The following is an 11,915-nucleotide window of genomic DNA, read 5'->3' on the forward strand; positions in this document are numbered from 1 at the left end:
CCTAACAGGACTATTATCATGAATCAGCAATCGAAAATTGTCCGCAATGCCCATCCGGCGATTGCGCCCGACGTCACCATCCGTGGCGACAAGATCACCGGCGATCGCTATACTTCGCGCGAGTTTGCGAAGCTGGAATGGGATAGCGTGTTCCGGCGCGTCTGGCATATCGGCGGTCGCGTCTCGCAACTGCAAGAGTCCGGCGATTTCTGCGTGCAGCATTTCGGGCGGGAATCAATTTTGATGACCCGGACGGCGGATAACGAGATCAAGGCATTCTATAATTGGTGTCCGCATCGCGGGAACCGATTGATGCATGTCGATGAAGGTTTTGTCGAAAAGTTCGTCTGTTCCTATCATGGCTGGCAGTTCGATCAGCAGGGCGAGGTCATCGCCGTGCAGGATCCGCTCGATTTCCCGCAAGGCTCGCCATGCGGCAATGCCCGGCTGAAGGAAATCCGCTGCGACACATGGGGCGGGTTTATCTGGTTCAACATGTCGCCCGATGGGCCATCGCTGCATGATCATCTCGGCGCGCTGGGCGTTGAATTATCGGCCTATCAGACCGATGACTGGGTGCGGGTATTGTGGGTGACAGTCGAGGTCGACTGCAACTGGAAGATCATCCACGACAATTTCAGCGAGTCATATCATCTGCCGACGATCCACCCGGAACTCGCCGATTTCGTCGAGGAGGATTTTGCCCAGACGAAGTTCGATATGTTCCCCGGCGGTCACAACCGGATGCAGCAACGCGGTTGCCTGCCATCCATACGCAATGGCAATCAGGAAGAGATCCAGGAACCGCTGGCGCAGTGGATGCGCGACTGGGATCTCGATCCCGAGGCTTTCCGCGGCAGGGTGCGCGATGCGCGCGAGGCGCTTCAGCAGCAACGGCGCAAGCTGGGGCCTGCGCGCGGCTATGACTATTGGCACGGCCTGACCGACGAGCAACTGACCGACTATAATCACTGCACGTTGTTCCCGAACTTTTCGCTGACCATGGCGCCGGACGGGTTCCAGTTGTTGCGCCCGATTCCGCACCCGACTGATCCGGAAAAATGCCTGTTCGAGCATTGGTACATGGTGCCGCGCCTGCCCGGCCAGACCGAGGTCGACACCCCGCTTGGTCGCTGTCCGGTGGAACCGGCGGAACATGAGCGCTTCCGCCATGGCGATACCTCTGCGGGCTATGTCGCGGATCAGGATCTGAGCGTGATTGTCGGGCAGCAGCTTGGCCTGCGTTCGGATGCCTTTCCGGATTTCTACCTGCCTGCGCAGGAAACCCGCATCCGCCGCTATCACGAGGTCATCAACGATTATATCGAAGGGCGGGTGTGACTGGTTATTGGCATCTTCAAGGCCAAGCACGCCACAGATGTCGCCTAAAACCACTGGCGGCATCTGTGGAATTTAAACCGCACGAACGACACATTACAGAACAGTTTTGTAATAGGTCGTTCGTGCGGCAACGCGAGGGCGGGGCTTGACGCTGATCAGCTTGTTGATCAAATGTGAAAATATGAGCATTATAACAACCACGCTCCCCGACGATGCTATCGCCTCTCCTGTGGCCGACGCCAATCCCATCGACATTCGCAACAACCGCACATTGCGGCCTAAAGGCTTGGCTCGGCGTCAGAAGATCATGGATGCGGCCGAAGAAGTCTTCTCGGAACGTGGCTATTATGGATCATCGCTGCGCGATGTATCGGCTAGGTCTGGCGCCAGCCTAGGCGTACTTACCCACCATTTCCCCTCTAAAGAGCTTCTTTTTTACGAAGTCGTTGATCGAAAGCTCGATCTCCTGAAAGAAATCGTGAGATCAAGTTTGGATACCGCCAAAAATGAGGGCGGAAATTACACCGATATAATTGAAGCATTTATCAAACCATTTTTACGCGCTTGCGTAGATACGCAAAGTGAAATCAGGAATTATATAAAACTGACATCTCACTTTATGAGCTCCTATGAAGTGGCGGAAATTAACCCCGCCCTCTCGCGCCTCCTCAGTATCACGGAAGTCTTCTCCGATGCGCTGCGCGATTCAATGCCCGACATGCCGGAAAAGCAGCTCAGAATTGCTGTCTATCTCATTGAAGCAGCACTGATCTTCATGGTGCAGGATAATGGCTTCATCGGACGCATCACCAAAGGCGACCTCTCCTCTCAAGCCATTAATGAACTGATTGCGCCTGCGGCTGCCTTTTTCAGCGGTGGGTTGCGCGCACTTCAGGCATGACGCTCCAAGCCTAAAAACAAGTCAATCGTACGACTGAATCGGAAGCTTGGCAGCGCAACACCCAATTATATCAATAAAATAGATCGAAAATACGTTACGCCGCTTTTAAAGTCGGCTGTGCCGTACGGGCGATTCCGATACAGCCGAGCATCAACATGCAGCAGGCAAAAAGACCCATGCTCATAAAGGCAGCGCCCGTGAAATTGTCTCCGGTGATGGCCATCGACGCCGCAAGCGGACCAAGCGCGACGCCACCCAATTGCGCCGTACTGATGAAAATGGCCGAATTGCCTGTCGGATCGAGCTTCAAGATCATGGGCATATGGAATGAGGGCGTGAACATCCATACGAATGAAATCGCACTTGTTGCCGCATAAAGCACCCATGGCTGGGGGATATACAGCAAGGACAAGACGCTGATTCCAGCAATGGCCGCTGCGATTGCCGTCGTCGTTGCACCGTTCCATTTATCGGCAAGGCGCGTCGCGGCTAGCCCGCCAACAATTTGAATCCCGATCGCTATGCTAATCGCTGTGCCGATGCTGGCTGTCGAATGCCCCAATTGCTTTGCCAGCGGCGCGACATAAATCCAGATGGAGAAAATGCCTGCCATGAACAACATGACAGCGATAAGGCCTGCGCCCCCTGAAATAGTCGGGCGCTTCGTCACAGCCGCGCCTGCAAGCGTGTCATACTGTGCAGGCACAAAGCCCGCCAGCAACAGCGTTACGCCGCCAAGCGCCAGCAGAGAGAGATAGCCGCCAGACACCCCCCAATGAGGCACCAGCACCGCCGTCATGAGAGATGACAATGCAAATGCCAGCACCGATTGGGCCGTCACATAGATCGCAAATAATTGCCCCGGACGTGCCGCGCGGGAGAGAAGGCCCACCAATATCCACAAAATCATGCCGGAAGCGGCACCATTGCAGAAGCGCGCGATGAAGATACCGCTCGCATCGACATAAGGCGTCACCCCGTTCGCGACGATCATCGTCAATGCGGCGATCGCGGCAATGGCACGCAGGCGCTTTGGCTGCAGCAGCGCACCGGCCAAGGCGGTGGCCAGCACCATGCCCAGCGCCTCAATGGTCGCTGCTTGGCCAATCTGATCTGCGGTAATGCGATGTGCATCAAGCAGGCCGCCAAGCAAGATCGGCTGCAATGCAGGTACACACCCCGCCACAATGGCCGCCAAGATGACGGCTGTAACCTGGATTGGTCCGAATGAAGATGGCGTGGTCATTGTTGGTTGATCCCCTCCTTATCGCTGCCATCCTTCAAACCTGATGCGACAGGGATGGCAGCGTTTTTTTCTGGCGATGCTTACGTATCAGATATCTACCTCAAGCACAGATTTTCCGACGATTGCACCTGACATTACATCGCAAAACAGTGCGACGGCATTCGCCATGCCGATCCGCTTGTTATCGATCACCTTGATGTAGCGGTTAAAATCCATCGTTCCAGCGTATGATGCGCGTGATGTCTTAACGCCAGACTAGGATTGCAGCTTATCCGCATAGCCCGCAAAAAAGGCCGGATCGGCGAAAGTGGTCTGAATATGCACAGACTGAAAGCGCCATCCCTGCGACGTACGCACATAAGTATCGCTATAAATATTCGACAGCCAGATCGGTGCAGGATTTTCTGCCGAGACAAAGGCAAAAAGGCCGGACACCTTGCCACTGGCCCGATCGCCATCCAGTTCAATCACTGGATTGAGCATGTAATGCATGGCGCATTTCCACTGGGTGGTCAGGCCCTTCATCATCGCTTCAATTTCAGCCGGACCGGTGGCCACACCCATGCCGACATCGAAAATACCATCATCGGCAAACAGCGCGGCAAATGCCTTCAGGTCGCCGCTCTGGCCATCAATGATATTCGCGCCATAGGCATAACGATAGCGCAGTTCCTTGATATTCTCGATATCCTGCAATCGCAGCAATTGTGCCTCAATCGTCATGTCCATCCTCTCCTCTATGTATGTTTTCATTATAGGCATGGGCGGCCACAACGCACCGCCCATGCCGACGCCCTTATCGGCGGCCTTCGAGATAATCGTTCAGCACTTCATGGAAGAAGCGCACACGCGTTTCCTGATGCGTCAGATACGCATCGGTGTAGCCGCGCGAGTGCATGCCCGCTTGGCTAGCCTCGGCCAGCATCATATCTTGATAAACAATCTGGCCTTCCAGTTCGGGGATGCCCTTGCCATTGTCAAAATCGCGATGTTCGCAATGCTCGACCTCGCGCAACGGCTTGCGTCCCGCCATGATGGATTCCACCTCGGTCTGGCCCGCCACAGGGAATGCCATGCACCAAAGATCGAAATAGCATTTTTCCGGATCATCGGGATGCGGCTCGGAGCGGAAGAAAATAATATTATCCGGCAAGAACGAAATAGTGACATTCGGGAAGAAGACCGTGTGTGGGCTATCCGTCAGCTCCTCATCGTTCATATGTTCATAATGAACATAGCCGCGCTCTTTCCAGAGCCGCTTCTTGGCAGCTTTGAGATCGAGCCAGCCCTGCATCGCCTTTTCTTCGTAGCTGGCATAGCTTTCAGGATCGATCCCCCATTCGCGCAGCACGAAATCATACGGATGCTGCACCCCAGCCGGTAGACGATCCGTCAGCGACGGACGCATTGGTTGTACCGTACGGCCATGGCCAGCAGGGAACATTTCATGACGGGCAGAATCCACGTCTTGATCGATCCAGGGCGGCACCTGCGGATGCGCCGTTCTCGTATGGTAGGACTCGCTGAAATTGTCGGTGACGAATTTCCAATTGGCATTCAGCTCGATCCGATACCAAGCGACGCGGACACCCGTCTCCATCGGATAATTTTTGTAAATTTCCGGCATGGGATGCAGATATTCCATCAATGATGGCGCATCCTTGTCCATTGTATACCAGATGAAACCGCCCCAACTGTCACAGCGCAGTTCATTCAGTTTCAGCTTGCCGCACGGATTGCCCTGCGGAAAATCCTCTGGGTCCTGTGCATGATTCAAGACGCCATCCTTACCGTAGCGCCAGCCATGATAAGGACAATGAAACTCATTGGTAGACGATGTTTCATGCACCAATCGCAGGCCGCGATGCAGGCAAGTATTATAAAATGCCCGCACAGATCCATCGTCCTGACGCACGCAGATCACGGATTCCTTCAGGAAATTGTGCACGAGATAATCCCCGGATTCAGGGATTTCAGCGGCGCGGCCAGCGACATGCCAGATGCGCGTCCACATATGACCCCATTCTTTCTGGGCATATTCACGGGAAAAATATTGATCGCCGGAAATCTTGTCACCGCGCAGGATAGATGAGTCTCTTCCATCCATGGTCAGCGGATGATGGATCGCTTCAGTCATGACATCCCTCTCAAATTTGTCTGCTTTTCTTAATCGCTACCGCCTCACAACTCATGCAGACCATGAGTCTCTGACGCCAAGCGCATATATATAACGGAACGATCGACCCGTTATAATGGGCTTTTGTGATAGGGGCAGAGCCGGGCGCGTAACATCGGCGCGCAAACAGATGCTTATCATCGGCGTTACTCTGGTTTAACCTGATTTTATGCCAAGTCAGATGCCATCAGGCCGCCCATACGCATCAATCAAAAACCAGGCGCAACAGACCGAAACGCCACTGATCCGCACCTATCGCATCTATCAGTGGAACGAACGTACCATCATGTCGATATTCACCCCCATAATACAGGCATGGTCGGCGATGCATGGAGGAAGTCCGGGCTGGTTCGGCATTCTTTAGAAAAGCCAGCGCGCTTACAATTTAAGGATGGATCAAATAAATATTTCGATATTCCAGTGGATTTGAATTTATTTCGATACGCATTTCTATAATACGCGCCTTGAGGATTATATAACCCTCTGTGCATGCAGTAATAATCAAACAGGTTGAGAGCTAAAATGGCATCAGTGTTAGGTAGCAACGATGTTGCAACCACCAGTTCAATGGCGAACGAAATCCGCTCGAACCCGTTGAAAAACAAAGTGCAGCAACTGCACTTGGGGAGCGCCTCGCTGCTGCTATCGTTGCTCACATTGTCGGCGCCAGTGGCAGCCGCGCCCCTGCATGAGACCCCGGATGACATCATCGTCAATGGACAGGGCTTGCCATCGCCTGCAGGCACGCCCGCTTATGGCATGACGATCATCGCGCATGATCGGCTGGTCAACAGCCCATCGGGCCGCATCGAAACTGTGCTGACGGATGTCGCGGGCTTCCAGCAGTTTCGCCGCTCCGACAGCCGATCGGCCAATCCGTCCGCACAGGGCGCAACGCTGCGCGCACTTGGCGGCAATGCGTCCAGTCGCACCCTTGTCTTGCTCGATGGCGTGCCGGTCGCCGATCCCTTCTTCGGTTACATCCCGTTTGATTCACTCGTGCCAGATCGGCTTTCCGACATACGTATCACGCGCGGCAGCGGGGCTGGCGCGTTCGGCGCAGGTGCCGTCGCAGGCACCATCGAACTCACCAGCGCCAACCGGCGCGACCTCCCGCGCTTTTCTGCCAGTGCTTTTTACGGCAGCCACGATGCCCGCGAAGTCTCCGCCGCCATCACGCCTGATGTCGGCGGCGGATTTGTCTCCGTCTCTGGGCGATGGGACCGCGGCGATGGCTTTCACACAACACCCCCCAGCCAGCGCGTTGCCGCAACCGCCCGCGCTGCCTATGAAAGCTGGTCCACCGGCCTGCGCGCGGTCGCCCCTGTTTCCGACATAATCGAACTGCAGGCCCGCGCGCTGATCTTCCGTGACGAGCGCACATTGCGCTTCAAGGGGGCCGATAATAGCAGCGAAGGGCAAGATGCGAGCATCCGTCTCGTCTCACGCGGACCATGGGCGGTGGATGCGCTTGCCTATCTGCAAATGCGCGATTTCTCGAATGTGGTGATCAGTTCCACCTCGTTCCGCAAGACGCTCGACCAGCGCAGCACGCCTTCGACCGGGCTTGGCGGCAAGATCGAACTGCGCCCACCCGTCGGCGAGAACCATGAACTGCGCATCGGTGGCGATATTCGCCATGGCGATGGGCAGACCAATGAAGACGCCTTTAATGGCGGCACCGGCCTGTTGACCGAGCATCGCCACGCCGGGGGCGCGCAGACGACGGCGGGCATGTTCATCGAGGATGACTGGACCATCGGCTCACTCATTCTCACTGGCGGCGTCCGCGCCGATCACTGGTCGATTGCCGATGGCTTCACCCGGAAAATTTCCGCTGCGGGCGTGGCGACGACGACCAGCTTTGCCAACCGGCGCGATTGGGCATTTTCTGGCCGCGCAGGGGCGTTGCTCAAGCTATCGGACGGGCTGACACTGCGCGGTGCCGGCTATACCGGATTCCGCTTGCCGACGCTCAATGAACTCTATCGGACATTCTCGGTATTCCCCGTCACCACACAGGCCAATGCGCTGCTCGATCCAGAAAAGCTGAAGGGCGTTGAAATCGGCGCCGAGGTCCGGCCCGTGGCGGGTGTCATTTTTGCGGCCACGGCCTTTTACAACCGGCTCGATAATGCCATCGCCAATGTGACGATTGGCACGAACCTGCGCCGCCGCGATAATGTCAACGCCATCGTCGCCAAGGGCATCGAGCTCAACGCCAACATGAACCTCACCGATGTCTCGCTGTCTGCATCCTATGCCTATAGCCACAGCGTCGTGGACGCACCCGGTCAGGCGTTCGACGGCCTTCGCCCCTCCCAAAGCGCGCGCCACGCGGCAAGCGCCACATTGGCATGGAACCCCGCATTCGGTGCGGGCGTGTCGACGACCTTACGCTATGTCGGCAAGCAATATGAAGATGATCTCCAGACCGATGCGCTGCCCGATGCGCTCACCTTGGATGCCGTGGCGCATGTGCCGCTAGGCGGTGGGTTCACCCTTGTGGCGCGCGGCGAAAATCTATTCGATAGGAAGGTCATCACCCGAAATCAGGGTGGGTCGATGGATTATGGCACGCCGCGCACGCTCTGGATCGGGCTGCGCTTCAAGGGATAAGGTGCGCGGCACGTTCAACGGGCACGCAATCGTGTGACGGGCACAGCAATAGGTCGATCTTCAATGCCTCAATGGGCGCAAGGATCAAGCGCGCCGTCTGCCGCCATTTCTTATCATTCTTGTCCAGCCCATCTTTACGGGGTGCGGGTCAGCCAGTCCCACATGCGTTCGACAACCCCGCCTGCGAAAACCTGTCGCGCATGAATTTCAACCTCATCCAAAAGGCCGTTTGATGGGTCGAAACCCATTTGCCGCACGTCGCGCTCGACCCTGGCTGCATCTTCGAGAAACCAACTGAGCGTCACCGCCTTTTCAAGCCCATCAGCGACCACAACCGCACCATTGCCGCGCATGACGACGGCATGGTGCGACCCCAGACAATCGGCGAGCCGCGCCGCGCTGGCATCATCGCGCAACAACCGGGGATCATCCCAAAATGCAGGGCCGGGATGGAAATACGCGCCAATCCCATGGCGTGGTGCGGGCACGATCCGCTGGGTTGAAAGCGCCATCAGCGCGGGCGACATGAAACGGCATATTGCCTGCACATCTGGCCGCCGTGCATAAATTGCCTGATGGACGCGCACTTCACCCAAAACCCCATCGGGCAATGGCCCATGTATCGGCACGATTAGGCCGGGTTCATCGCTAATCAGCCCCATCGGCATCGCGGCGCAGACAAGCAGATGTTCATCATCAATCCGCAATGAACAATGGCCATAGGCATGGACCAGACCCGCGCCGGCAAGAGCGCGCGCCGCCTGCTGGACCCGGCGTTGATCGGCAGCATGAGGGGTTGGCAAGGTCATGCGCCTGACGCCTTCAACATATCGAGGGCGACATCGACGATCATGTCTTCCTGCCCGCCGACCATCTTGCGCTTGCCGAGTTCGACGAGGATGGCGCGGGTATCAAGGCCATGGTCGGTCGCCGCCTTTTCGGCATGGCGCAGGAAGCTGGAATATACCCCGGCATAACCCAGCGTCAGCGTTTCACGATCGACCCGTACCGGGCGATCCTGCAACGGGCGAACCAGTTCCTCCGCCGCATCCATCAGCGCGAACAGGTCGCAACCATGGTTCCAGCCATAACGGTCGGCGGCGGCGATAAAGACTTCCAACGGCGCATTGCCCGCGCCCGCACCCATGCCTGCCAAGGACGCATCCACCCGGATCGCGCCATTTTGCACAGCGATGAGGCTGTTGGCGACGCCCAGCGACAGATTGTGATGGGCATGCACGCCGCGCTGGGTTTCCGGTTTCAACACCCGGTCATAGGCTTGGCATCGCGCGGCATATTCATCCATGTTCATCGCGCCGCCGGAATCCGTGACATAGACACAATGCGCGCCATAATCTTCCATCAGCTTCGCCTGTTGCGCGAGCGCCTCCGGTGTCGTCATATGGCTCATCATCAAAAAGCCCGAGACATCCATACCCAGATTGCGCGCCGCCTCGATATGCTGTTTCGAGACATCCGCCTCGGTGCAATGCGTTGCGATGCGGACCGAGCGCACGCCCATTTCATAGGCATGTTTCAGATCATGGACCGTGCCAATGCCGGGCAGCAGCAAGGTGGTAAGCACGCTGTGTTCAAGCACCTCGGCCACGGCGCCGATCCAGTCCCAATCGGTATAGGCGCCAAAGCCGTAGTTGAAGCTCGATCCCTGCAAGCCATCGCCATGCGCGACCTCGATCGCATCGACCTTGGCGCGGTCCAGCGCCTTGGCAATCGCCTTGACATGATCGAGGCCATATTGGTGGCGGATGGCGTGCATGCCGTCGCGCAGCGTCACGTCCTGAATATAGAGCTTGGTCGTGGTCGGGTCGAAACTCATGCTACAGCCCCCTCATGCATGCGCAGCGCGATCTTCTCGGCGGTCTTGAGCGCCGCCGAGGTCATGATGTCGAGATTGCCGGCATAAGCGGGCAGATAATGCGCCGCGCCCTCCACTTCGAGGAACACCGACACCTTGAGGCCGGTAAACTCGCCATCCATTTCCGGGATACGCAACGGGCGGTTGGAACCAATATGTTCGAACTGCACCGCCTGTTTGAGGCGATAGCCGGGGACATAGGTCCTCACCTCTGCCACCATCGCCTCGACACTCGCAGCAATCGCGTCCTGATCACCATCCTCGCACAGGCAATACACGGTATCCCGCATGATCAACGGCGGCTCTGCCGGGTTGAGGACGATGATCGCCTTGCCACGGGTCGCCCCGCCGACATCGACAATCGCCTGGCTGGTCGTTTCGGTGAACTCGTCGATATTGGCGCGCGTACCGGGACCGGCAGACTTGGACGCGATGGAGGCGACGATCTCGCCATAATGCACCTTCGCCACCCGGTTGATCGCATGGACAATCGGGATCGTCGCCTGCCCGCCACAGGTCACCATATTGACATTGGGGGCATCGAGCGCCGCCTCGCCATTAACCGGCGGGATGACATAAGGCCCGATGGCGGCAGGGGTCAGATCGACCACCCTCTTGCCATGGGCGCGCAGCACCGCATCATGATGTTGGTGCGCACCGGCCGAGGTCGCGTCGAACACGATCTCGATATCCTTGAACGCGGGCATCGCGACCAACCCGTCAATCCCGCCCGCCGTCACTGCCACGCCAAGACGCTCGGCGCGCTTCAGCCCGTCCGATTCCGCATCGATCCCTACAAACGCGCCCATTTCCAGCACATCGGACAGGCGCATGATCTTGATCATCAAATCGGTGCCGATATTGCCGGAACCTATGATCGCGACTTTGGTTTTGCCGTTCATGCTACGACACCCCCCATGCGAAACGACACGCTGCCCAAGCCCCCGATGGTAGCACGCACCTCATCGCCCGGCTTGATCGCGACCATCGGCCCCAAGGCCCCCGTCAACACGATGTCGCCCTTGCGCAGCGGCTGTCCGCGCGCGGCCAAAGTCTGCGCCAGCCATGTCGCGGCGTTCAACGGATGACCGAGACAGGCGACGCCCGCGCCCAGCGACACCACCTCGCCGTTCAGTTCCAGCGCCATGCCGCAGGTCCACAGGTCCAGCCCGGCCAAGGGCTTGCGCACCGACCCCAGCACGAACATGGCGGACGATCCATTATCGGCGACCGTATCGGCAAAGCTGATCTTCCAATCGGCAATGCGGCTATCGACGATCTCGATCGCGGCCACCACTTCCGTCACCGCAGCCTCGACCTGCGCGCGACTGATGTCCGGACCGGTCAGATCCGCCCCCAGAATGATTGCGATCTCGGCCTCGGCCTTGGGCTGGATCAGGCAAGCAGGGTCCAGCACCCCGCCGTCCGCCACTTCCATATCGGCAAACAGCACGCCAAAGTCCGGCTGGTCGACCCCCAATTGCGCCTGCACCGCCTTCGCCGTCAGCCCGACCTTGCGCCCCACGACCCGCCGGCCAGCCGATTCCCAAAACCGCGTGTTGATCGCCTGCACCGCATAAGCACCCTCGGCATCCGTCGGGTCCAGCACATCCCGCAACGGCGCTATCGCACCACCTGAATAGGCTGCGCGCAACGCACAAGCGGTGCGGTCGAATACGGCCTGATCACATGTAGCTTGGTCGAATCGCGAATCCAAAACGCTCTCCTTCTTATTTTTCTGCGGCTGGACCCGCCT

At 57.7% G+C, this 11,915-nt stretch carries 11 protein-coding genes; 3 read left to right on the plus strand and 8 right to left on the minus strand.

Translation table 11 applies throughout. From position 1 onward, the window contains the following. The first annotated feature begins 18 nt into the window (after window positions 1-18). Both K6117_RS13740 and K6117_RS13745 read left to right on the plus strand, forming a co-directional pair. Complete coding sequence (locus K6117_RS13740; protein ID WP_221796408.1) at window positions 19-1,341, plus strand: aromatic ring-hydroxylating oxygenase subunit alpha; 1,323 nt, start codon at window positions 19-21, stop codon at window positions 1,339-1,341. Between the two features lie 145 nt (window positions 1,342-1,486). Then, a complete protein-coding gene (locus K6117_RS13745; RefSeq protein ID WP_221796411.1) occupies window positions 1,487-2,242 on the plus strand; it encodes a TetR/AcrR family transcriptional regulator in 756 nt (251 codons plus the stop codon). 94 nt (window positions 2,243-2,336) lie between these two features. Here K6117_RS13745 and K6117_RS13750 read toward each other — a convergent pair whose 3' ends face one another. From K6117_RS13750 to K6117_RS13760, 4 genes are all read right to left on the minus strand, one after another. Next, window positions 2,337-3,488: an MFS transporter gene (locus tag K6117_RS13750; RefSeq protein WP_221796414.1), complete on the minus strand. Its 1,152-nt coding sequence runs from the start codon at window positions 3,486-3,488 to the stop codon at window positions 2,337-2,339. 87 nt (window positions 3,489-3,575) lie between these two features. Further along, window positions 3,576-3,704, minus strand: coding sequence for a hypothetical protein (locus tag K6117_RS14575; RefSeq protein ID WP_281422154.1), 129 nt, complete (start codon window positions 3,702-3,704; stop codon window positions 3,576-3,578). A 39-nt stretch (window positions 3,705-3,743) separates the two neighbouring features. Next, window positions 3,744-4,211: a nuclear transport factor 2 family protein gene (locus K6117_RS13755; protein ID WP_221796416.1), complete on the minus strand. Its 468-nt coding sequence runs from the start codon at window positions 4,209-4,211 to the stop codon at window positions 3,744-3,746. 73 nt (window positions 4,212-4,284) lie between these two features. Further along, window positions 4,285-5,625, minus strand: a complete 1,341-nt coding sequence (locus K6117_RS13760; RefSeq protein WP_221796419.1) for an aromatic ring-hydroxylating oxygenase subunit alpha — start codon at window positions 5,623-5,625, stop codon at window positions 4,285-4,287. Between the two features lie 606 nt (window positions 5,626-6,231). On the opposite strand from K6117_RS13760, the gene K6117_RS13765 reads away from it, so the two are divergent. Further along, window positions 6,232-8,283, plus strand: coding sequence for a TonB-dependent receptor plug domain-containing protein (locus tag K6117_RS13765; protein ID WP_221796422.1), 2,052 nt, complete (start codon window positions 6,232-6,234; stop codon window positions 8,281-8,283). 134 nt (window positions 8,284-8,417) lie between these two features. On the opposite strand, the gene K6117_RS13770 is transcribed toward K6117_RS13765, so the two are convergent. Genes K6117_RS13770 through K6117_RS13785 form a run of 4 tightly spaced genes read right to left on the minus strand, consistent with a single transcriptional unit; the run spans window position 8,418 to window position 11,876 of the window. Further along, window positions 8,418-9,092, minus strand: a complete 675-nt coding sequence (locus K6117_RS13770) for a class II aldolase/adducin family protein (RefSeq protein ID WP_221796425.1) — start codon at window positions 9,090-9,092, stop codon at window positions 8,418-8,420. Then, complete coding sequence (gene dmpG / locus K6117_RS13775; RefSeq protein ID WP_221796427.1) at window positions 9,089-10,120, minus strand: 4-hydroxy-2-oxovalerate aldolase; 1,032 nt, start codon at window positions 10,118-10,120, stop codon at window positions 9,089-9,091. The genes K6117_RS13770 and dmpG overlap by 4 nt, the downstream gene beginning before the upstream one ends. Next, window positions 10,117-11,061, minus strand: coding sequence for an acetaldehyde dehydrogenase (acetylating) (locus K6117_RS13780; protein WP_221796430.1), 945 nt, complete (start codon window positions 11,059-11,061; stop codon window positions 10,117-10,119). The genes dmpG and K6117_RS13780 overlap by 4 nt, the downstream gene beginning before the upstream one ends. Continuing rightward, a complete protein-coding gene (locus K6117_RS13785) occupies window positions 11,058-11,876 on the minus strand; it encodes a 2-keto-4-pentenoate hydratase (protein ID WP_425514719.1) in 819 nt (272 codons plus the stop codon). The genes K6117_RS13780 and K6117_RS13785 overlap by 4 nt, the downstream gene beginning before the upstream one ends. Between the last annotated feature and the right edge of the window lie 39 nt (window positions 11,877-11,915).

It is taken from the genome of Alteraquisediminimonas sediminicola, assembly GCF_019740335.1.
Taxonomy (GTDB): Bacteria; Pseudomonadota; Alphaproteobacteria; order Sphingomonadales; family Sphingomonadaceae; genus Alteraquisediminimonas; species Alteraquisediminimonas sediminicola.